Below are 20,884 nucleotides of genomic sequence, written 5' to 3' on the forward strand. Positions count from 1 at the left end.
GGAGACCATGAGCCTGATCGCTTCCGACCAGTTCCGCATCGTTGTCGGCCTCGGCAAGAGCGGCATGTCCCTGGTGCGCTTCCTGGCGCGCCAGGGCGTGCGTTTCGCCGTGGCCGACACGCGCGAGAATCCGCCCGAACTGGCCACCCTGCGTGCCCAGTACCCGGGCGTGGAAGTGCGTTGCGGCGAACTGGACGTGGACTTCCTCAGCCGTGCCAGCGAGCTCTACGTGAGCCCGGGCCTGGCCCTGGCCACCCCGGCGCTGCAGGAAGCGGCCAAGCGCGGCGTCAAGCTGTCTGGTGATATCGAACTGTTCGCCCGCTACGCCAAGGCGCCGATCGTCGCCATCAGCGGTTCCAATGCCAAGAGCACCGTCACCACTCTGGTGGGCGAGATGGCGCTGGCGGCCGGACGCAAGGTCGCCGTCGGCGGCAACCTGGGCACCCCGGCGCTGGACCTGCTGGCCGACGACATCGACCTCTATGTCATGGAGCTGTCCAGCTTCCAGCTGGAAACCACCGACCGGCTCAATGCCGAGGTGGCCACGGTGCTCAATGTCAGCGAAGACCATATGGACCGCTACCCCGACATGCAGGCCTATCACCTGGCCAAGCACCGCATCTTCCGCGGCGCCCGGCAGGTGGTGGTCAATCGTGGCGATGCGTTGTCCCGGCCGCTGGTGGCCGATCAGTTGCCGTGCTGGACCTTCGGCCTGAACAAACCCGATTTCAAGGGCTTCGGCATGGTCGAGGAGGGCGGCGAGAAATACCTGGCCTTCCAGTTCGACAAGCTGCTGCCCGTGCGCGAGCTGAAAATCCGTGGCGCCCACAACCAGGCCAATGCCCTGGCGGCCCTGGCCCTCGGCCATGCCGTGGGGCTGCCCATGGAGCCGATGCTGGAAACCCTGAAGACCTTCACCGGCCTGGCCCATCGCTGCCAGTGGGTACGCGAGCGCAACGGCGTGGCGTATTACGACGACTCCAAGGCCACCAACGTCGGCGCCGCTTTGGCGGCGATCGAAGGGCTGGGCGCCGACATCGATGGCAAGCTGGTGCTGATCGCCGGCGGCGATGGCAAGGGCGCCGACTTCTCCAGCATGCGCGAGCCCGTTGCGCGCTTCTGCCGTGCCGTGGTGCTGCTGGGGCGTGATGCCGAGCAGATCGCCTCTGTCCTGGGCGATGCATTGCCGCTGGTACGGGTGCGCACCCTGGATGAGGCCGTGAGCCGTTGCGCCGAACTCGCCCAGGAAGGGGACGCCGTGCTGCTGTCGCCCGCCTGTGCCAGTCTCGACATGTTCAAGAACTTCGAAGAACGCGGGCGCCTGTTCGCCCAGGCTGCGGAGGGTCTTACCTGATGCTGGCCCGCCTGTTCGCCCTGCAGTCGCCACTGCGCAGTCGCCGTGGCATCGACCTGGACTTCCCGCTGCTCGCGGGTTGCCTGGCGCTGCTCGGCCTGGGCCTGGTGATGATCACCTCGGCGTCGTCCGAGGTGGCGGCAGCGCTGTCCGGCAATCCGCTTTATCACTCCATCCGCCATCTGATCTACCTGGCCATCGGCGGGGTCGCCTGCATCATTACCCTGCAGGTGCCCATGAGCTTCTGGCAGCGCCATGGCGCGCGCCTGATGCTGCTCGCCTTCGTGCTGCTGATCCTGGTGCTGCTGCCGGGCATCGGTCGCGAGGTCAACGGTGCCAAGCGCTGGATCGGCTTCGGCCTGTTCAACCTGCAGCCGTCCGAACTGGCCAAGCTGTTCACCGTGATGTTCATCGCCGGCTACCTGGTGCGTCGCCAGGATGAAGTGCGCGAGAAGCTCACCGGTTTCATCAAGCCCATGCTGGTGCTCGGACCCATCGCCGTGCTGCTGCTGGCGGAGCCGGACTTCGGCGCCACCGTCGTGCTGGTGGGCTCGTGCATCGCCATGCTGTTCCTCGGCGGCATCAACCTGGTGCGCTTCGTACCGCTGGTCGGTGCGGTACTGGGGGCCGGGATACTGGTGATGACCAGCCAGAGTTACCGGATGCAGCGTCTGACCAACTTCATCGACCCCTGGGCCGACCAGTACGGCGCCGGCTACCAGTTGAGCCAGGCGCTGATCGCCTTCGGCCGTGGCGAATGGTTCGGCGTCGGCCTGGGCAACAGCATCCAGAAGCAGTTCTACCTGCCCGAGGCGCACACCGACTTCGTCTTTGCCGTGTTGGCGGAGGAGCTGGGCATGGTCGGCGCACTGGCGACGGTCGGCCTGTTCGTGTTCGTCAGCGTGCGCGCGCTGCACATCGGCCTGTGCGCCGAGCGCGCGCGCCAGTATTTCTCGGCCTATGTGGCCTATGGCCTGGCCTTCCAGTGGATCGGCCAGGTGCTGATCAACATCGGCGTGAACGTCGGCCTGCTGCCGACCAAGGGCCTGACCCTGCCGTTCCTCAGCTACGGCGGCAGCTCCCTGGTGATCTGCTGCGTCTGCCTCGCGCTGCTGCTGCGGATCGAATGGGAAAGCAGGACCCATCTGGGCAATGAAGACATCGAGTTCGTCGAGAGCGACTTCCTCGAAGAAGAGGTGCGCCCATGAGTGGCAACGTATTGATCATGGCCGGCGGCACCGGTGGGCATGTGTTCCCCGCCCTGGCCTGCGCCCGTGAGTTCCAGTCCCGTGGCTACAGCGTGCACTGGCTGGGCACCCCGCGCGGCATCGAGAACGACCTGGTGCCCCAGGCCGGCCTGCCGCTGCACCTGATCCAGGTCACCGGCCTGCGTGGCAAGGGGGTGAAATCCCTGCTCAAGGCTCCGTTCGCCCTGGTGCGCTCGCTGTTCCAGGCGCGCCGTGTGGTGAGCGAGCTGAAGCCCGTCTGCGTACTGGGCATGGGCGGTTACGTGACCGGCCCCGGCGGCCTGGCCGCGCGCCTGGCCGGCGTACCGCTGGTGATCCACGAGCAGAACGCCGTCGCCGGCACCGCCAACCGCAGCCTGGCGCCCTTCGCCAGCCGCGTGTGCGAAGCCTTCCCCGACACCTTCGGCACCAGCGACAAGCGCCGCACCACCGGCAACCCGGTGCGCGAGGAGCTGTTCTTGGAAACCCCGCGCGACGCCCTGGCCGGCCGCACGCCGCGCCTGCTGGTGCTGGGCGGCAGCCTGGGTGCCGAGCCGTTGAACAAATTGCTGCCGGCAGCCATTGCCTTGCTGCCCGCCGAGCTGCGCCCGCAGGTGTTCCACCAGGCCGGCAAGAATCACGATGGGGTCACCGCGGAGCGTTATCGCGAAGCCGGTGTCGAAGCCGAGGTCGCCCCCTTCATCAAGGATATGGCGCGGGCCTATGCCTGGGCCGATCTGGTCATCTGCCGCTCCGGCGCGCTGACCGTCAGCGAGCTCGCCGCCGCCGGGTTGCCGTCCTTCCTGGTGCCGCTGCCCCATGCGATCGACGATCACCAGTCGCGCAATGCCGATTACCTGGCGAAGGAGGGCGCGGCCTTCCTTCTCCCGCAACATGCCACCGACGCGGCCACACTCGCCGCGCGGTTGACCGAGGTACTGATGCAACCCGAACGACTCAAGGCCATGGGCGCTATCGCCCGCAGTCTGGCCAAGCCCGATGCCACCCGCAGCGTGGTCGATATCTGCCTGGAGGTGGCCCATGGTTGAGAGCCAGAAAGCCATGCCGCAACCGGAAATGCGCCGTATCCGCCGCATCCACTTCGTCGGCATCGGCGGCGTGGGCATGTGCGGGATCGCCGAGGTGTTGCTGAACCTCGGTTACAACGTCTCCGGCTCCGACCTCAAGGCGTCGGCCGTGACCGCGCGGCTGGAGAGCTTCGGCGCGCAGATCTTCATCGGCCACCGCGCCGAGAACGCCGAGAACGCCGATGTGCTGGTGGTTTCCAGTGCAGTGAACAAGGCCAACCCGGAAGTCGCCGTCGCCCTGGAGCGTCGCATCCCTGTGGTGCCGCGCGCCGAGATGCTGGCCGAACTGATGCGCTACCGCCACGGCATCGCCGTTGCCGGTACCCATGGCAAGACCACCACCACCAGCCTGATCGCCTCGGTATTCGCCGCCGGTGGCCTGGACCCGACCTTCGTCATCGGCGGCCGCCTGAACGCCGCCGGCACCAACGCGCAACTGGGCACCAGCCGCTACCTGGTGGCCGAGGCCGATGAAAGCGATGCCAGCTTCCTGCACCTGCAGCCGATGGTCGCCGTGGTCACCAACATCGACGCCGACCATATGAGCACCTATGGCGGCGACTTCAACAAGCTGAAGAAGACCTTCGTCGAGTTCCTCCACAACCTGCCGTTCTATGGCCTGGCAGTGCTCTGCGTGGACGACCCGGTGGTGCGCGAGATCCTCCCGCAGGTGGCGCGCCCGACCGTGACCTACGGCTTCGCCGAGGACGCCGACCTGCGCGCCATCAACGTGCGCCAGCAGGGCATGCAGACCTTCTTCACCGTGCTGCGCAAGGACCGTGCGCCGCTGGACGTCTCGGTGAACATGCCGGGCAACCACAACGTATTGAACGCGCTGGCGACTATCGCCATCGCCACCGATGAAGGCATCGATGACGAGGCCATCGTCCGTGGCCTGTCGGGCTTCCAGGGCGTGGGCCGCCGCTTCCAGGTCTACGGCGAGCTGCAGGTCGAAGGCGGCAGCGTGATGCTGGTCGACGACTATGGCCACCACCCGCGCGAAGTCGCGGCGGTGATCAAGGCCGTACGGGGCGGCTGGCCGGAGCGCCGCCTGGTGATGGTCTACCAGCCGCACCGCTACAGCCGCACCCGTGATCTGTACGACGACTTCGTGCAGGTGCTGGGCGAGTCCAACGTGCTGCTGCTGATGGAGGTCTACCCGGCGGGCGAAGAGCCCATCCCCGGTGCGGACAGCCGCCAGCTGTGCCACAGCATCCGCCAGCGCGGCCAGTTGGACCCGATCTACATCGAGCGCGGCGTCGACCTGGCGCCGCTGGTCAAGCCGCTGCTGCGCGCTGGCGACATCCTGCTTTGCCAGGGCGCCGGCGATATCGGTGGCCTGGCCCCGCAACTGATCCAGAACCCGATGTTCGGTGGCGCCGGTGATGCCGCCGCGAGGAAAGAGTCATGAGTGCGAACCTGAAGTCCACGCTCGATCCCAAGGCGTTCGGTCGTGTCGCCGTGCTCTACGGCGGTCGCAGTGCCGAGCGTGAAGTGTCGCTGAAGTCCGGCAGCATGGTTCTGGAAGCGCTCCAGGGCGCAGGCGTCGACGTCTTCGGTATCGACGTTGGCGATGACCTGCTGCAGCGCCTGGCCGCCGAGAAGATCGACCGCGCCTTCATCGTCCTCCACGGCCGTGGCGGCGAAGACGGCAGCATGCAGGGCCTGCTGGAGTGCCTGGGCATCCCCTACACCGGCAGCGGTGTACTGGCGTCCGCCCTGGCGATGGACAAGCTGCGTACCAAGCAGGTGTGGCAGAGCCTCGGCCTGTCCACGCCGCGTCACGCGGTGCTGGCCAGCGAGGTGGATTGCCGCGCGGCGGCCGAGTCCCTGGGCTTCCCGCTGATCGTCAAGCCGGCCCACGAAGGGTCGAGCATCGGCATGGCCAAGGTGGCGGACGTCGAAGCGCTGGTGGAGGCCTGGAAAGGCGCCAGCCGTTACGACTCCCAGGTGCTGGTGGAGCAGTGGATCCAGGGCCCGGAGTACACCATCGCGATGCTGCGCGGGCAGGTGCTGCCGCCCATTCGCCTGGGTACGCCGCACACCTTCTACGACTACGACGCCAAGTACCTGGCCAGCGATACCCAGTACCAGATTCCCTGTGGGCTGGATGCGACCAAGGAACAGGAGCTCAAGGACCTGACCGCGCGTGCTTGCGAGGCGGTGGGCACCCAGGGTTGGGCACGTGCCGACGTGATGCAGGACGCCGATGGCCGCTTCTGGCTGTTGGAAGTGAATACCGTTCCAGGCATGACCGACCACAGCCTGGTCCCGATGGCCGCTCGCGCTGCGGGCTTGGATTACCAGCAACTGGTGCTGGCGATCCTGGCCGACAGCGTCGAGGCACGAGGTTAAGCACATGCGTGGCGCCGCGATCCGTCATCCGCAACCCGCCATCGGCCGCGCTCCCCAGCGCAAGCCGGTGCCGCGTGGTGCCAGCCGGATGGTGGCCAAGGAGCCGCTCAGCACCCGCCTGCCCAAGCCGAACTTCAGCGTGTTCAAACGCCTGGTCTGGCCGGTGGTGCTGGTGGTGCTGGGGTTCGGTGCCTATGAAGCGGCGCAGCGGTTGCTGCCCTATGCGGATCGCCCCATCGCCAAGATCAACGTGCAGGGCGACCTGAGCTACATCAGCCAGCAGGCGGTGCAGCAGCGCATCGCCCCGTACATCGCGGCGAGCTTCTTCAGCATCGACCTGGCCGGCATGCGCAGCGAGCTGGAGCAGATGCCCTGGATCGCCCACGCCGAGGTGCGCCGGGTATGGCCGGACCAGGTGATGATCCGCCTGGAAGAACAATTGCCGATCGCCCGCTGGGGCGACGAGGCACTGCTGAACAACCAGGGCCAGGCCTTCACCCCGCGTGAACTGGCCCATTACGAACAACTGCCGCAGCTGTGGGGGCCCCAGCGCGCCCAGGAACAGGTGATGCAGCAGTACCAGATGCTCAGCCAGATGTTGCGCCCGCTCGGGTTCTCCATCACCCGACTGGAGCTGCGCGAGCGCGGCAGCTGGTTCCTGTCCACCGGACAGGGCGTGGAGATCCTCCTGGGTAGGGATCATCTGGTGGAAAAGATGCGTCGCTTCATCTCGATCTACGAGAAGACGCTCAAAGAACAGATCGCCAACATCGAGCGCGTCGACCTGCGTTACCCCAACGGCTTGGCGGTAGCGTGGCGAACCCCGGTAGAGGCACCCGCGGCGGCCGTAGCCAGCCGTGCGAATTGAGGAGAAGGTTAGAACCATGGCAAGCGTGCAGAGCGGCAAGATGATCGTCGGCCTGGATATCGGCACCTCCAAGGTGGTGGCGCTGGTGGGCGAGATCGCGGCCGACGGCCAGCTGGAGATCGTCGGGATCGGCACCCATCCTTCCCGCGGCCTGAAGAAGGGCGTGGTGGTGAACATCGAGTCCACCGTGCAGTCCATCCAGCGCGCGGTGGAAGAGGCGCAGATGATGGCGGGCTGCCGCATCCACTCGGCCTTCGTCGGCGTGGCCGGCAATCACATCCGCAGCCTGAACTCCCACGGCATCGTGGCGATCCGTGATCGCGAGGTGAGCCCGGCGGACATCGAGCGCGTGCTCGACGCCGCTCAGGCCGTTGCCATCCCGGCTGACCAACGGGTGCTGCACACCCTGGCCCAGGACTACGTGATCGATAACCAGGAAGGGGTGCGCGAGCCCCTGGGCATGTCCGGCGTGCGCCTGGAAGCCAAGGTCCATGTGGTGACCTGCGCGGTGAACGCGGCGCAGAACATCGAGAAGTGCGTGCGCCGCTGCGGCCTGGAGGTGGACGACATCATCCTCGAGCAGCTGGCCTCGGCCTACTCGGTGCTCACCGACGACGAGAAGGAGCTGGGCGTGTGCCTGGTCGACATCGGCGGCGGCACCACCGACATCGCCATCTTCACCGAGGGTGCGATCCGTCATACCGCGGTGATCCCGATCGCCGGCGACCAGGTGACCAACGACATCGCCATGGCCCTGCGTACGCCCACCCAGTACGCCGAAGAGATCAAGATCCGCTACGCCTGTGCCCTGGCCAAACTGGCCGGTGCCGGCGAAACCATCAAGGTGCCGAGCGTCGGTGACCGCCCGCCGCGGGAACTCTCGCGCCAGGCACTGGCCGAAGTGGTCGAGCCACGTTACGACGAGCTCTTCACCCTGATCCAGGCCGAGCTGCGTCGCAGCGGCTACGAGGACCTGATCCCGGCGGGCATCGTCCTGACCGGCGGCACCGCGAAGATGGAGGGCGCGGTCGAGCTCGCCGAAGAGATTTTCCACATGCCGGTGCGCCTGGGCGTGCCGCATAGCGTCAAGGGGCTGAGCGACGTGGTGCGCAACCCGATCTACTCGACCGGCGTTGGCCTGCTCATGTACGGCCTGCAGAAGCAGTCTGACGGCATTTCGATGTCCGGCGGCCTGGGCAGCTTCAGTGACGAACCCAAGACACCTGTTCTGGAACGGCTCAAGCGCTGGGTCCAGGGCAACTTCTAAAGAGTTTTGCAGTAGGCGATACAACTAGAAAAGGAAGGAGAGGGGAAATGTTCGAACTCGTAGATAACGTCCCGCAAACCGCGGTGATCAAGGTAATCGGCGTAGGTGGTGGCGGCGGTAACGCGGTCAATCACATGGCCAAGAGCAACATCGAAGGCGTCGAGTTCATCTGCGCCAACACCGATGCCCAGGCTCTGAAGAACGTCGGTGCGCGCACCGTCCTGCAACTCGGCCCAGGCGTTACCAAGGGTCTGGGCGCAGGTGCCAATCCGGAAATCGGCCGCCAGGCCGCCCTGGAAGACCGCGAGCGCATCGCCGAAGTGCTGCAAGGCACCGACATGGTCTTCATCACCACCGGCATGGGTGGCGGTACCGGTACCGGTGCGGCGCCGATCATCGCTGAAGTGGCCAAGGACATGGGCATCCTCACCGTTGCGGTGGTGACCCGTCCGTTCCCGTTCGAAGGCCGCAAGCGCATGCAGATCGCCGATGAGGGCATCCGCGCGCTGTCGGAAAGCGTCGACTCGCTGATCACCATCCCCAACGAGAAGCTGCTGACCATCCTCGGCAAGGACGCGAGCCTGCTGTCCGCGTTCTCCAAGGCAGATGACGTGCTGGCCGGTGCCGTTCGCGGTATCTCCGACATCATCAAGCGTCCCGGCATGATCAACGTCGACTTCGCCGACGTGAAGACCGTGATGAGCGAAATGGGCATGGCGATGATGGGTACCGGCTGCGCCAGCGGTCCGAATCGCGCCCGTGAAGCCACCGAGGAAGCCATCCGCAACCCGTTGCTGGATGACGTCAACCTGCAGGGCGCCCGCGGCATCCTGGTCAACATCACCGCCGGTCCCGACCTATCCCTGGGTGAGTACTCCGATGTCGGCAACATCATCGAGCAGTTCGCTTCCGAGCACGCCACCGTCAAGGTGGGCACCGTGATCGATCCGGACATGCGCGACGAGCTGCACGTCACCGTGGTCGCCACCGGTCTGGGCGCGCGCCTGGAAAAACCGGTCAAGGTCGTCGACAACACCGTTCAGTCCACCGCCGCCGTGGCCGCCCCGGCACAGCAGCGCGCTGAACAGCCGTCGGTCAACTACCGTGACCTGGACCGTCCGACCGTCATGCGCAACCAGGCTCATGGCAGCGCCGCAACCGCCGCCAAGATGAACCCCCAGGATGACCTGGATTACCTGGACATTCCGGCCTTCCTGCGTCGTCAGGCCGATTGATGAAGTTTATCGACGCTATGTCTGTGATTGGTGTTCAGCAAAGGCCGGTTCTGCTATCATCCCCGGCCATTGTTGAAAACTGTTCGCAACTAGCGCGAAAGCGGCCACTGCCATGATCAAACAACGCACTTTAAAGAACGTCATCCGAGCCACAGGCGTAGGGCTGCATTCCGGGGAAAAGGTCTACCTGACCCTCAAGCCCGCCCCTGTGGATACCGGCATCGTGTTCTGCCGTACCGACCTGGACCCCGTCGTCCAGATCGCCGCCTATGCCGAAAACGTCGGTGAGACCACCATGTCCACCAACCTTTTCAATGGCGACGTCAAGGTCGGCACGGTCGAGCACCTGCTCTCGGCCATGGCTGGCCTGGGCATCGACAACGCCTATGTCGAGCTGTCCGCAGCCGAAGTACCGATCATGGATGGCAGCGCCGGTCCGTTCGTATTCCTCATCCAGTCCGCTGGCCTCGAGGAACAGGACGCAGCCAAGCGCTTCATTCGCATCAAACGTGAAGTGAGCGTGCAGGATGGCGACAAGCGCGCCACCTTCGTACCGTTCGATGGTTTCAAGGTCACTTTCGAGATCGACTTCGACCACCCGGTGGTCAACGGTCGCACTCAGAAAGCGTCTGTCGATTTCTCCAGCACCACCTTCGTCAAGGAAGTCAGCCGCGCCCGTACCTTCGGTTTCGTGCGTGATCTGGAATTCCTTCGCTCGCACAATCTGGCCCTGGGCGGCAGTGTCGAGAACGCCATCGTGGTTGACGAGGACAGCGTATTGAACGAAGACGGCCTCCGTTACGAGGACGAATTCGTCAAGCACAAGATCCTCGATGCCATCGGCGACCTCTACCTGCTCGGCAACAGCCTCATCGGCGAGTTCCGTGGCTACAAGTCCGGTCATGCACTCAACAATCGCCTGCTGCGTGCACTGATCGCCGACAAGGATGCCTGGGAAGTGGTCACCTTCGAAGACGCCAAGACCGCACCCATCTCCTACATGCGCCCGGTAGCGGCCGTGTAAGCAATACCTCTTTCCTTTCTTTGGAGGCCACCCATTGGGTGGCCTCTTTTTTGTGCTGGAAAAAGGGGAGGGCAGAGCGGCGGATTGTCGCGGAGGATCAGTCGTCGCGGTTTTTGCGGCCGCGTTCGGCAAGGCGCTCCAGGGCGGCGCGCAGCTTCGGGTCTTCGATGCCTTCGGCGGTTGCCTGGATGCTTTCCGCGGCGAAGGCCGACAGTTCGATGGTGCGGCCTGGTGCACGTGCCGAGCCTTGGGGAGGTTGCACCTTGAAGATGATTTTCGTTAAGGTCGCGAACTCTCCGAGTGCCTGAAGCTGGCGCTGCAGTCGACGTTGCTGGTAGCGCAGGCGCGTAGCCCAATGGCCGTCGCTGATGATCAGCATCAGGCAGCCCTCTCGCCACGAGGCGACACGGCAATGCTCGCGCGCTGCAGGTTGCAGTTGGCTTTCCAGCAGATGCTGTAGATGGTCGATGCGCTGGGCCTGGTTGAACAGGGCCTTGAGCGGTTTTTCCTCACGCAGCAGTGCGGCGGGGGACCGGGCCGGCAAGGGACGAAAAGACATGGCAGGACGCCTGAAGAATACAGAGTGGCCATGGTAGCAGAAGGCTGCACCGGGTAATGCTCGATCAATTGGGGAAGTCATGCACATCATTCTTCTGAGCCGCAGGCATGGGGCAGCGCGTTCGCTGAGCCTCGACCTGCGCGTTCTCCTGGCGCTCGGTGGCGTGCTGCTGGCGCTGGTTCTCGCATCGGGGATCGCCCTGGGCGCCTGGATCAAACCGGCCGCGCCCAGCGCCGAAGACAGCCAGCAGATGACCCTCGCGCTCGACGAGCAGCGCAGCCAGGTGAGCCAGGCGCGGGCCGATGCCCAGCGCCAGCTGGACGCTTTTGGTGCGCATATCGCTGATCTCCAGGCCCGCCTCACCCGGCTCGATGCGCTGGGCGAGCGTGTTGCCGAACTGGCTGAGCTGGACTCCAGCGAGTTCGACTTCTCCCTCAATGTCGGCCAGGGTGGCCCGGAAGACCCCCTCGACGCGCCCGCCTACCAGGCTCCTCCCTTCATGGATGTGCTGGACAGCCTCACCGAACGCCTCGAAAGCCGCGAGCAGCAGCTGGAAGTCCTCGAGCAACTGCTGGGCGAACGGCGCATCAGTGCGGCTGAGCACCTGGCCGGGCGCCCGGTGTTGCAGGGCTACATCTCCTCGCCTTTTGGCGTGCGCACCGATCCCCTCACGGGGCGTTTGAGCCGGCACAAGGGCGTGGACTTCGCCGCCAAGGCTGGCAGCGATGTATTGGCGGTCGGTGCAGGTGTCGTCACCTGGTCAGGACGCAAGACCGGCTACGGCAACATGGTCGAGATCAGCCATGCCGATGGCTATCGCACCCTCTATGCACACAACAAGAAGAACCTGGTGCAGGTCGGTGATCTGGTGCAGCGTGGCCAGGCCATCGCCGAAGTCGGCAGCAGTGGCCGATCCACCGGTGCCCACGTGCATTTCGAGGTCACCCGGGGCGGTGAGGTGGTCAACCCGGCCCTCTATATAGCTCGTTCCGCAGCAGCGGAGTAACGCTACTTTTCTCTACAACGAATCCGGGTAGAATGCCCCCTTCGCAAGCAGCCATGAAGGCTGCGTGGGCGACTCCGGGGCCGCCCCCCATCCATATATGTGGAAGATCCTGTCGATATGTTTGCGCCTTTGTTGAAGAAACTCTTTGGAAGCAAGAACGAGCGCGAAGTGAAGCGCATGGCCAAGGCTGTCCAGGCGATCAACGCCCTGGAAGAGCAGATGGTCGCGCTGTCCGACGAGCAGCTCAGGGCCAAGACCGAAGAGTTCAAGGCGCGAGTGGCCAAAGGTGAAACCCTCGACCAGATCCTGCCTGAAGCCTTTGCCGTGGCCCGCGAGGCCGGCAAGCGCGTGATGGGCATGCGCCACTTCGACGTGCAGCTGATCGGCGGCATGACCCTCCACGAAGGCAAGATCGCCGAGATGCGTACCGGTGAGGGCAAGACCCTCGTGGGTACCCTGCCGGTCTACCTCAACGCGCTGTCCTGCAAGGGCGTGCACGTGGTCACGGTGAACGACTACCTGGCCCGCCGCGACGCCAACTGGATGCGTCCGCTGTACGAATTCCTCGGCCTCAGCCTCGGCATCGTCACCCCGTTCCAGCCTCCGGAAGAGAAGCGCGCCGCCTACGCCGCCGACATCACCTACGGCACCAACAACGAATTCGGTTTCGACTACCTGCGCGACAACATGGCCTTCAGCCTGGAAGACAAATTCCAGCGTGAGCTGAACTTCGCCGTGATCGACGAAGTGGACTCGATCCTCATCGACGAAGCGCGTACCCCGCTGATCATCTCCGGCCAGGCCGAAGACAGCTCCAAGCTGTACATGCAGATCAACGCGCTGATCCCGCGGCTCAAGAAGCACGTCGAGCCGGAAGAGGGCAACGTCGTCCAGGAAGGCCACTACTCGGTCGACGAGAAGACCCGCCAGGTCGAGCTCAACGAACAGGGCCACCAGTTCATCGAAGACATGCTCACCCAGGCCGGCCTGCTGGCCGAAGGCGAGAGCCTGTACTCCGCGCACAACCTGGGCCTGCTGACCCACGTCTACGCCGGCCTGCGCGCGCACACCCTGTTCCACCGCAACGTCGAATACATCGTGCAGAACGATCAGGTCCTGCTGATCGACGAGCACACCGGCCGTACCATGCCCGGCCGCCGCCTCTCCGAAGGCCTGCACCAGGCCATCGAAGCGAAGGAAGGCCTGAACATCCAGGCCGAGAGCCAGACCCTGGCCTCCACCACCTTCCAGAACTACTTCCGCCTCTACTCCAAGCTGTCCGGCATGACCGGTACCGCCGACACCGAAGCCTTCGAATTCCATTCGATCTACGGCCTCGAAGTGATGGTGATCCCGACCCACCGCCCGATCGCCCGGAAGGACTTCAACGACCTGGTCTACCTGACCCAGGAAGAGAAGTACGCCGCCATCATCACCGACATCAAGGACTGCCAGGCCAATGGTCGTCCGGTGCTGGTGGGTACCGCCTCGATCGAAAGCTCCGAGTACGTCTCGCAGCTGCTGGTCAAGGGTGGTATCGAGCACAAGGTACTGAACGCCAAGTACCACGAGAAAGAAGCCGAGATCATCGCCCAGGCCGGTCGTCCGGGCGCCGTGACCATCGCCACCAACATGGCCGGTCGTGGTACCGATATCCTCCTCGGCGGCAACTGGGAGGTCGAAGTCGCCGCCCTGGAGAACGCCACCGAAGAGCAGATCGCCCAGATCAAGGCCGACTGGCAGAAGCGCCACCAGCAGGTGATCGAAGCCGGTGGTCTGCACGTGGTCGCGTCCGAGCGTCACGAGTCCCGCCGTATCGACAACCAGCTGCGTGGCCGTGCCGGTCGCCAGGGTGACCCGGGCTCCAGCCGCTTCTACCTGTCGCTGGAGGACAGCCTGATGCGCATCTTCGCCTCCGACCGGGTGAAGAACTTCATGAAGGCCCTGGGCATGCAGTCCGGCGAAGCCATCGAACATCGCATGGTCACCAACGCCATCGAGAAGGCCCAGCGCAAGGTCGAAGGTCGCAACTTCGACATCCGCAAACAGCTCCTCGAGTTCGACGACGTGGCCAACGAGCAGCGCAAGGTGATCTACCACATGCGCAACAGCCTGCTGGCCGCCGACGACATCGGCGAGACCATCGCCGAGTTCCGCGAAGATGTGCTGGGTCGCACCATCGACACCCATATCCCGCCGCAATCCCTGCCCGAGCAGTGGGACATCACCGGCCTGGAAATGGCGCTCTACAGCGACTTCGGCATCAAGCTGCCGATTCAGCAGTGGCTGGACGAAGACGACAAGCTGTTCGAAGACACCCTGCGCGAGAAGATCCTCGAGCAACTGACCATCGCCTACAACGAGAAGGAAGAGCTCGCCGGCGCCGAAGCCCTGCGCTCCTTCGAGAAGCAGATGCTGCTGCGCGTGCTGGACGACCTGTGGAAGGACCACCTGTCCACCATGGATCACCTGCGCCACGGTATCCACCTGCGCGGTTACGCACAGAAGAACCCCAAGCAGGAATACAAGCGCGAATCCTTCACCCTGTTCCAGGAGCTGCTGGATTCCATCCGTCGCGACACCATCCGTGTGCTGTCCCATGTCCAGGTCCGTCGTGAAGACCCGGCCGAGGAAGAGGCCCGCCTGCGCCGCGAGGCCGAGGAACTGGCCAAGCGCATGCAGTTCCAGCACGCCGAAGCCCCGGGTCTCGAAGAACCCCAGGAGCTGGGCGAAGAGGGCGACGTAGCCGTTGCCGCTGCGCCGGTCCGCACCGAGCCCAAGGTCGGCCGCAACGAGCCCTGCCCCTGCGGCTCCGGCAAGAAATACAAGCACTGCCACGGCCAGATCAGCTGAGGCTAAGCTGTAGTTCCCCACGCCGCGACCGGCTCAGCCGCTCGCGGCGTTTTCAACTCGACATCCCCAGAACGGTGGCGCTCCGGCACCGCCGCTTCACCTGACGACACGACAAGGAGCGCTTCCATGGCTGTTGGTCTCGGCCCCCTGCCCACCCTGCACCCGGTTCCCGGTTTCGAACTCGGCATCGCCTCTGCCGGCATCAAGCGCCCAGGCCGCAAGGACGTGGTGGTCATGCGCTGCGCCGAGGGTTCCACCGTAGCGGGCGTGTTCACCCTCAACGCCTTCTGTGCCGCGCCGGTGATCCTGTCGAAGAAACGCGTCCTGGGGCCCGTGCGTTATTTCCTGACCAACACCGGCAACGCCAACGCCGGCACCGGTGAGCCAGGCCTCGCCGCCGCCGAGCGCACCTGCGCCAAGCTGGCCGAACTGGCGGGCGTCGACGCCAGCGCCGTGCTGCCGTTCTCCACCGGTGTGATTGGCGAGCCGCTGCCGGTCGAGAAGATCGAAGCCGCCCTGGGCGACGCCCTGGCCGATCTTTCCGATGGCAACTGGGCTGCTGCCGCCACCGGCATCATGACCACCGACACCCTGCCCAAGGGCGCCAGCCGCCAGTTCGTGCACGACGGCGTCACCGTCACCGTCACCGGTATCAGCAAGGGCGCCGGCATGATCAAGCCCAACATGGCCACCATGCTCGGCTACATCGCCACCGACGCCAAGGTCGCCCAGGGCGTGCTGCAGGACCTGCTGCGCGATGCCGCCAACAAGTCCTTCAACCGCATCACCATCGATGGCGACACCTCCACCAACGACTGCTGCATGCTGGTCGCCACCGGCCAGGCCGCACTGCCGGAAGTGACCCAGGCCAGCGGCGAGCTGTTCGCCGCGCTCAAGCAGGCCGTGCTGGAAGTCTCCATGGAAGTGGCCCAGGCCATCGTCCGTGACGGTGAAGGCGCCACCAAGTTCGTCACCGTGCAGGTGAACGGCGGCGGCACCTACCAGGAGTGCCTGGACGTCGCCTACGCCGTGGCCCACTCGCCGCTGATCAAGACCGCGCTGTTCGCCTCCGACCCGAACTGGGGGCGCATCCTCGCCGCCGTCGGCCGTGCCGGCGTACCGCAGCTGGACGTGAGCAAGATCGACGTGTTCCTCGGTGATGTCTGCATCGCCAGCAAGGGCGGCCGTGCGGCCACTTACACCGAGGGCCAGGGCGCCGCCGTGATGGCCCGCGAAGAGATCGGTATCCGTATCGAGCTGGGTCGTGGCGGTTGCAGCGAAACCATCTGGACCACCGACCTGTCCCACGAGTACGTCAAGATCAACGCGGAATACCGCACCTGAGCCCGACGCAGCCGCAGGTTCGCCTGCGGCTGCGCTGATGCTCGTCCCTGGCATTCCCGGCGTTCATGGCCCCATGAGCAATGGGAATTTGCCATCCCCGCATGCGCCTTTTAAGGTCCATCGACCCGCTTGGACAAACCATCGGGCTCAAGGAGAAACGCATGGCACTCACCCTGGTTATCGGCAACAAGAACTACTCCTCCTGGTCGTTGCGCGGCTGGCTGGCCATGGAGCTGACCGGCGCGCCCTACCAGGAGCTGCGCATTCCGCTCTACGCCGCCGATAGCCATAAACGCCTGCTGGCGCGTTCGCCCACCGCCAAGGTGCCGGTGCTGGAAACCGAAGCTGACGGCGTCATCTGGGATTCCCTGGCCATCGCCGAATACCTCGCCGAGCGTTTCCCCGAAGCCCACCTCTGGCCCTTCGGCCAGGCGGCCCGTGCCCATGCCCGCTCCATCTGCGCCGAGATGCACAGCGGCTTCGTCGCCCTGCGCAGCCACATGCCCATGGACCTGAAGCGCAACCAGGCGCTCGATGGCATCCCGGAAGAGGCCGCCGAAGACATCCGCCGCGTCTGCGCCATCTGGTCCGACTGCCGCCGCCGCTTTGGCCAGGACGGCCCCTACCTGTTCGGCCACGCCAGCATCGCCGATGCCTTCTACGCGCCGGTGGCCAGCCGCCTGCGCAGCTACGCCGTGGAGCTTCCCGCCGAAGCCGCGGCTTATGTCGACACCATCTACCGGTGGCCCGCGTTCCAGCGTTGGTACCAGGCCGCCCTGCAGGAAACGGAGATCATCGAATGAAGCGAGTGCACGTGGCGGCTGCGGTCATCCGTGGCGCCGACGGCCGGGTGCTGATCGCACGCCGGCCGGACGACAAGCACCAGGGCGGCCTGTGGGAGTTCCCGGGCGGCAAGGTGGAGGAGGGCGAAGCCGTTCAGGTCGCCCTGTCGCGGGAGCTGGAGGAAGAGCTGGGCATTCGCGTCAGCGCCGCGCGGCCGCTGATCCAGGTGCACCACGACTACCCCGACAAGCAGGTGCTTCTGGATGTCTGGGAAGTCTCTGCCTTCACGGGCGAGCCCCATGGCGCCGAAGGCCAGCCCCTGGCCTGGGCCACCGAGCAGGAGCTGGCCGACTACGAATTCCCTGCCGCCAACCAGCCGATCCTGGCCGCCGCACGCCTGCCCGATCGCTACCTGATCACGCCGGACGAACTGGAGCCCCAGGAGCTGCTGCAAGGCGTTCGCGCCGCGCTGGCCAATGGCACGCGCCTGATCCAGCTGCGCGCGCCGAACATGTTCGATGCCCAGTACCGCGACCTGGCGGTAGACATCCAGGGCCTTTGCGCCCGTCGCGCCCAGTTGATGCTCAAGGGCCCGCTGGAATGGCTGGGGGACTTCCCTGCCGCCGGCTGGCACCTCACCGCCGATCAGTTGCGCCGCTATGCGCCCCGCGGCCGTCCGTTCCCCAAGGAACGCTGGCTGGCTGCGTCCTGCCACAGCGCGGAAGAACTGGAACTGGCCACCGAGATGGGCGTGGACTTCGTCACCCTGTCGCCGCTGCAGGCCACCCAGACCCATCCCGACGCCCAGCCGCTGGGCTGGGACGCCGCCCAGGAGATGATCCGTCGCTTCAACAAGCCGGTATTCCTGCTCGGTGGCGTCGGCCCGGACGACCTCCCGCGCGCCTGGCAGACCGGCGCCCAGGGTGTAGCGGGCATTAGGGCGTTTTGGCCTACTAAAGATTGAAGATTGAAGATTGAAGATTGAAGATTGAAGCCTGAAGCCTGAAGCCTGAAGCCTGAAGCCTGAAGCCTGAAGCCTGAAGCCTGAAGCGGGGTTCTGCGTGTAGGGGGGATGCCGCTTTTTGCATCCACCGGCGGTGCCGATCCGGGCTCCGCTGCGGTGGACCGGTGAAGCGTGGTCCACCCTACGTTCGGGCTTTCCCGGGTACGTCAGGGGTTAGGCAATAAATACGCCCGAGGGTTGACGGTTTCCGTCGATCCCCCAGGCTTTTCCAGCTTCCAGCTTCCAGCTTCCAGCTTCCAGCTTCCAGCTTCCAGCTTCCAGCTTCCAGCTTCCAGCTTCCAGCTTCCAGCTTCCAGCTCAGCCCCGGGTCGCCGCCTGCCACAACACCTCATCGACGCCCTGCCGCCTCGCGATCAACCGTGCGGCGACGAAGAGCAGGTCGGAGAGGCGGTTGAGGTAGGCCAGCAGTTCACCGCGCAGGGCTTCTTCGGCGTTGAGCGTCTGGGCGCGGCGTTCGGCGCTGCGGGCAGCGGAGCGGCAGACGTGGGCCTGGGCCACCAGGGCCGAGCCGCCGGGGAGGATGAAGTTCTTCAGCGGCCCCAGCTCTTCGTTCCACAGGTCGATGGCCGCCTCCAGGCGTTGCACTTCGCCTTCCTCCAGCACCTGGTATTCAGGCATCGAGAGTTCGCCGCCGAGGTCGAACAGGCGGTGCTGGCAGGGCGCGAGCATCTCGCTCACTTCGCCCAGCCCCGGGCAGGCGACGTGCTGCTCGGCCAGTTGCGCCAGCAGCAGGCCGAGCTGGCTGTTGAGCGAGTCCACCTCGCCTATGGCCTCGATGCGCGGGTGGTCCTTGGGCATGCGGCGGTTGCCGGAAAGGCCGGTTTCACCCTTGTCGCCGGTGCGGGTGTAGATCTTCGAAAGGCGGTTGCCCATATCAGGTCCCCGTGGGGCTGGAGGCCAGCGGCAGGCGCAGGGTGAAGCAGGTGCCCTGGCCGGGCTTGGACTGCACCTCCATCTGGCCCTTGTGGTTGTTGGTGATGATGAAATAGGAAACCGACAGGCCCAGCCCTGTGCCCTGGCCCACTTCCTTGGTGGTGAAGAAGGGCTCGAAGATGCGCTTGCGCACGTTCTCGGGGATGCCGACGCCATTGTCCTCCACCTGGACTTCCGCCCAGGGCGGCGCCAGGCGGGTGCGCAGGGTGATGTGGCCTTCCAGGTCGTCCTCGCGCTGGTGGATGGCCTGGGCGGCGTTCTTCAGCAGGTTGAGCAGCACCTGTTCCAGTTCGTTGGCGGTGCCCGGCACCGGCCCCAGTTCGGGGTCGAACAGGCGGGTGATGGTCATGCCCTTGAAGTCGAAGCCCTCGGTCAGGTCGAAGTCGTTGCTGGCGATCTCCACGGCCTGGTCCAGCAGCACCGGCAGCAGGCAGGGCGCCAGCTGGCGGTTGCTGCGGCGGCTGAAGGACAGCATGTGGGTGACGATCTTCGCCGCCCGCGAGCCGGCCTGGTAGATGCCGTCCAGCAGCTTGGGTACTTCGCGGGCCTCCAGGTAATGGTTTACCGAATCCAGGCAGATGCCGTCGGCGCGGGCCTGCTCCAGATTCTTCTCCAGCTCCGGTGACAGGCGTCGACGGATGTTCTGCACGTTGTGCAGGATGGCCCCTAGGGGGTTGTTGATCTCGTGGGCCATGCCGGCGGCCAGGCCGCCGACGCTGAGCATCTTTTCCGACTGCACCATCAGCTCTTCCATGGACAGGCGCTGGGTGATGTCGTCGATACGGATTACCACACCGCGCCCGGTGCCGCCCATCAGCGGGTAGAAGGTCAGGGCGTAGTGGCGCACCTCGTCGCCCAGCAGCCAGCTGACCCGCTCGACCTTCTCCACCTTGTGGCGTTCGGCGGTGAGCTTGATCTGCGGCAGGAAGGGCTTGAGCGAGGGGAAGGCGAGGAACACCGGCTGGTTCAGGGCGTCGTCCAGCGTGGTGCCGGAAAGCGCGGTGGCTTCCTGATTCCACTGGGTGACGTAGAGCTGTTCGTCCAGGGCGATGAGCGCCGAGGGCATCGAGTCGATGATGCTGTTGAGGTAGTTCTGGAAGCCGGTGAGCTTCTTCTCGATCTTGCTGCGCACCTGCACTTCCAGCTCCAGCTTGCGGTTGGAGTGGCGGGTCTCCTCCGCCAGTGCCTGGGCCTGGTCGACGGCGGCCTGGGAGTCGTCGCGGGCGCGCTTGAGCTGCTGCTCGCGGGCTTCGATGCGGCTGAGCATGGTGTTGAAGGCGTCGGCCAGGCTGCCCAGTTCGTCGCGGTGCCCACGCTGGGCGCGCAGGGCGTAGTTCTCCTCGCGGGTGACCTGGCGCGACAGTTCTTCCAGGCGGCGGATCGGCCCGGTGACCATGCGCCGGATCTGCCGCGCCACCAGCAGCCAGAGCAGCACGCTGCTGGCGAGGATCGCCAGGCTGGCGGTAAGGGTGCCGGTGTAGAAGGCGCCGGGCAGCTCACTGGAAGCCACCAGCAGCAGGTGGCCGGGTGGGCCGTTGTCCTGGGGCAGCTCGACCACCTGGCTGGTGCGGAATTCGTGCAGGCGCCAGCGTTGCAGCTTCTCGGTGTGCTGCGGCAGCTTGAGGGTGCTGCCGCTGATCAGCTGTGCCAGCAGCTCGCCCTGGCCGTCGTAGAGCGCGGCGGCGCGCAGCGGGGCGTAGCTGTCCAGTTGGTTGAGCAGGTCGCGAGCGGCCTCGGGAGAGGACAGGGCCTCGCGGGAAAGCGGCGCGGTGGCGAAGAGCCGACCCAGGGTCTGCAGGGCCTGGGGCGCCATGCTCTCCTGGGAGATCCAATAGGCGGCGCTGATGAAGGCCAGGTTGGCGATCAGCAGAACGGTGGTCACCAGGACCAGCAGGGCGGCCAGCAGCTTTCGGCCGACGGACAGGTTTTCGAGGCGCTGGCGCAGGCTGTTCAAGGGGCGGAATC

Annotated in this window: 17 protein-coding genes; 14 read left to right on the forward strand and 3 right to left on the reverse strand. The window is 65.5% G+C overall.

Going from position 1 to position 20,884, the window contains the following annotated elements; all coding sequences use genetic code 11:
* Positions 1 to 7: 7 nt before the first annotated feature.
* The 9 genes from murD (at position 8) to lpxC (ending at position 10,417) form a co-directional block, all read left to right on the forward strand.
* On the forward strand, positions 8 to 1,354 hold the full coding sequence (gene murD, locus PI990_RS06505) for a UDP-N-acetylmuramoyl-L-alanine--D-glutamate ligase (protein WP_271660129.1): 1,347 nt from the start codon (positions 8 to 10) through the stop codon (positions 1,352 to 1,354).
* Positions 1,354 to 2,562, forward strand: coding sequence for a putative lipid II flippase FtsW (gene ftsW / locus PI990_RS06510; RefSeq protein WP_021218774.1), 1,209 nt, complete (start codon positions 1,354 to 1,356; stop codon positions 2,560 to 2,562). Before murD ends, ftsW begins: the two co-directional genes overlap by 1 nt.
* A complete protein-coding gene (gene murG, locus PI990_RS06515) occupies positions 2,559 to 3,629 on the forward strand; it encodes an undecaprenyldiphospho-muramoylpentapeptide beta-N-acetylglucosaminyltransferase (protein WP_021218773.1) in 1,071 nt (356 codons plus the stop codon). Before ftsW ends, murG begins: the two co-directional genes overlap by 4 nt.
* A complete protein-coding gene (gene murC, locus PI990_RS06520) occupies positions 3,622 to 5,079 on the forward strand; it encodes a UDP-N-acetylmuramate--L-alanine ligase (protein ID WP_021218772.1) in 1,458 nt (485 codons plus the stop codon). Before murG ends, murC begins: the two co-directional genes overlap by 8 nt.
* On the forward strand, positions 5,076 to 6,023 hold the full coding sequence (locus PI990_RS06525; RefSeq protein WP_271660130.1) for a D-alanine--D-alanine ligase: 948 nt from the start codon (positions 5,076 to 5,078) through the stop codon (positions 6,021 to 6,023). Before murC ends, PI990_RS06525 begins: the two co-directional genes overlap by 4 nt.
* A gap of 4 nt (positions 6,024 to 6,027) precedes the next feature.
* Positions 6,028 to 6,891 carry a cell division protein FtsQ/DivIB gene (locus tag PI990_RS06530; RefSeq protein ID WP_021218770.1) on the forward strand — a complete coding sequence of 288 codons (864 nt, stop codon included), beginning with the start codon at positions 6,028 to 6,030 and terminating at the stop codon, positions 6,889 to 6,891.
* Between the two features lie 16 nt (positions 6,892 to 6,907).
* A complete protein-coding gene (ftsA, locus tag PI990_RS06535) occupies positions 6,908 to 8,158 on the forward strand; it encodes a cell division protein FtsA (RefSeq protein WP_021218769.1) in 1,251 nt (416 codons plus the stop codon).
* A 47-nt stretch (positions 8,159 to 8,205) separates the two neighbouring features.
* On the forward strand, positions 8,206 to 9,393 hold the full coding sequence (gene ftsZ, locus PI990_RS06540) for a cell division protein FtsZ (protein ID WP_021218768.1): 1,188 nt from the start codon (positions 8,206 to 8,208) through the stop codon (positions 9,391 to 9,393).
* A 112-nt stretch (positions 9,394 to 9,505) separates the two neighbouring features.
* Positions 9,506 to 10,417, forward strand: coding sequence for a UDP-3-O-acyl-N-acetylglucosamine deacetylase (gene lpxC / locus PI990_RS06545; protein ID WP_021218767.1), 912 nt, complete (start codon positions 9,506 to 9,508; stop codon positions 10,415 to 10,417).
* Positions 10,418 to 10,514: 97 nt separating this feature from the next.
* On the opposite strand, the gene PI990_RS06550 is transcribed toward lpxC, so the two are convergent.
* Positions 10,515 to 10,976, reverse strand: a complete 462-nt coding sequence (locus PI990_RS06550; RefSeq protein ID WP_021218766.1) for a DciA family protein — start codon at positions 10,974 to 10,976, stop codon at positions 10,515 to 10,517.
* A gap of 79 nt (positions 10,977 to 11,055) precedes the next feature.
* Between PI990_RS06550 and PI990_RS06555 the strand changes: the two genes are divergently transcribed.
* The 5 genes from PI990_RS06555 to PI990_RS06575 all read left to right on the forward strand — a co-directional run bounded on the left by PI990_RS06555 (position 11,056) and on the right by PI990_RS06575 (position 17,926).
* Positions 11,056 to 11,982: a M23 family metallopeptidase gene (locus PI990_RS06555; RefSeq protein WP_021218765.1), complete on the forward strand. Its 927-nt coding sequence runs from the start codon at positions 11,056 to 11,058 to the stop codon at positions 11,980 to 11,982.
* 117 nt (positions 11,983 to 12,099) lie between these two features.
* A complete protein-coding gene (gene secA, locus PI990_RS06560; RefSeq protein WP_031287482.1) occupies positions 12,100 to 14,835 on the forward strand; it encodes a preprotein translocase subunit SecA in 2,736 nt (911 codons plus the stop codon).
* 126 nt (positions 14,836 to 14,961) lie between these two features.
* Entirely contained in the window at positions 14,962 to 16,179 is a 1,218-nt protein-coding gene (argJ, locus tag PI990_RS06565) for a bifunctional glutamate N-acetyltransferase/amino-acid acetyltransferase ArgJ (RefSeq protein WP_271660131.1), read from the forward strand.
* A 161-nt stretch (positions 16,180 to 16,340) separates the two neighbouring features.
* Positions 16,341 to 16,982: a glutathione S-transferase family protein gene (locus tag PI990_RS06570; protein WP_271660132.1), complete on the forward strand. Its 642-nt coding sequence runs from the start codon at positions 16,341 to 16,343 to the stop codon at positions 16,980 to 16,982.
* Positions 16,979 to 17,926 (forward strand): Nudix family hydrolase, encoded by a 948-nt coding sequence (locus tag PI990_RS06575; RefSeq protein WP_271660133.1) that lies wholly within the window; start codon positions 16,979 to 16,981, stop codon positions 17,924 to 17,926. The genes PI990_RS06570 and PI990_RS06575 overlap by 4 nt, the downstream gene beginning before the upstream one ends.
* A gap of 357 nt (positions 17,927 to 18,283) precedes the next feature.
* Here PI990_RS06575 and PI990_RS06580 read toward each other — a convergent pair whose 3' ends face one another.
* Together PI990_RS06580 and PI990_RS06585 are read right to left on the reverse strand one after the other, a co-directional pair.
* Positions 18,284 to 18,859 carry a cob(I)yrinic acid a,c-diamide adenosyltransferase gene (locus tag PI990_RS06580; RefSeq protein WP_271660134.1) on the reverse strand — a complete coding sequence of 192 codons (576 nt, stop codon included), beginning with the start codon at positions 18,857 to 18,859 and terminating at the stop codon, positions 18,284 to 18,286.
* Between the two features lies 1 nt (position 18,860).
* A complete protein-coding gene (locus PI990_RS06585; protein WP_271660135.1) occupies positions 18,861 to 20,873 on the reverse strand; it encodes a sensor histidine kinase in 2,013 nt (670 codons plus the stop codon).
* Positions 20,874 to 20,884: the final 11 nt, after the last annotated feature.

Source organism: Pseudomonas sp. TUM22785 (assembly GCF_028198105.1).
Taxonomy (GTDB): domain Bacteria; phylum Pseudomonadota; class Gammaproteobacteria; order Pseudomonadales; family Pseudomonadaceae; genus Metapseudomonas; species Metapseudomonas solani.

Bases quoted from the DNA above. Each gene is read 5' to 3' on its own strand.
- murD (WP_271660129.1), top strand. From the start codon at position 8: ATGAGCCTGATCGCTTCCGACCAGTTCCGCATCGTTGTCGGCCTCGGC.
- ftsW (WP_021218774.1), top strand. From the start codon at position 1,354: ATGCTGGCCCGCCTGTTCGCCCTGCAGTCGCCACTGCGCAGTCGCCGT.
- murG (WP_021218773.1), top strand. From the start codon at position 2,559: ATGAGTGGCAACGTATTGATCATGGCCGGCGGCACCGGTGGGCATGTG.
- murC (WP_021218772.1), top strand. From the start codon at position 3,622: ATGGTTGAGAGCCAGAAAGCCATGCCGCAACCGGAAATGCGCCGTATC.
- PI990_RS06525 (WP_271660130.1), top strand. From the start codon at position 5,076: ATGAGTGCGAACCTGAAGTCCACGCTCGATCCCAAGGCGTTCGGTCGT.
- PI990_RS06530 (WP_021218770.1), top strand. From the start codon at position 6,028: ATGCGTGGCGCCGCGATCCGTCATCCGCAACCCGCCATCGGCCGCGCT.
- ftsA (WP_021218769.1), top strand. From the start codon at position 6,908: ATGGCAAGCGTGCAGAGCGGCAAGATGATCGTCGGCCTGGATATCGGC.
- ftsZ (WP_021218768.1), top strand. From the start codon at position 8,206: ATGTTCGAACTCGTAGATAACGTCCCGCAAACCGCGGTGATCAAGGTA.
- lpxC (WP_021218767.1), top strand. From the start codon at position 9,506: ATGATCAAACAACGCACTTTAAAGAACGTCATCCGAGCCACAGGCGTA.
- PI990_RS06550 (WP_021218766.1), bottom strand. From the start codon at position 10,976: ATGTCTTTTCGTCCCTTGCCGGCCCGGTCCCCCGCCGCACTGCTGCGT.
- PI990_RS06555 (WP_021218765.1), top strand. From the start codon at position 11,056: ATGCACATCATTCTTCTGAGCCGCAGGCATGGGGCAGCGCGTTCGCTG.
- secA (WP_031287482.1), top strand. From the start codon at position 12,100: ATGTTTGCGCCTTTGTTGAAGAAACTCTTTGGAAGCAAGAACGAGCGC.
- argJ (WP_271660131.1), top strand. From the start codon at position 14,962: ATGGCTGTTGGTCTCGGCCCCCTGCCCACCCTGCACCCGGTTCCCGGT.
- PI990_RS06570 (WP_271660132.1), top strand. From the start codon at position 16,341: ATGGCACTCACCCTGGTTATCGGCAACAAGAACTACTCCTCCTGGTCG.
- PI990_RS06575 (WP_271660133.1), top strand. From the start codon at position 16,979: ATGAAGCGAGTGCACGTGGCGGCTGCGGTCATCCGTGGCGCCGACGGC.
- PI990_RS06580 (WP_271660134.1), bottom strand. From the start codon at position 18,859: ATGGGCAACCGCCTTTCGAAGATCTACACCCGCACCGGCGACAAGGGT.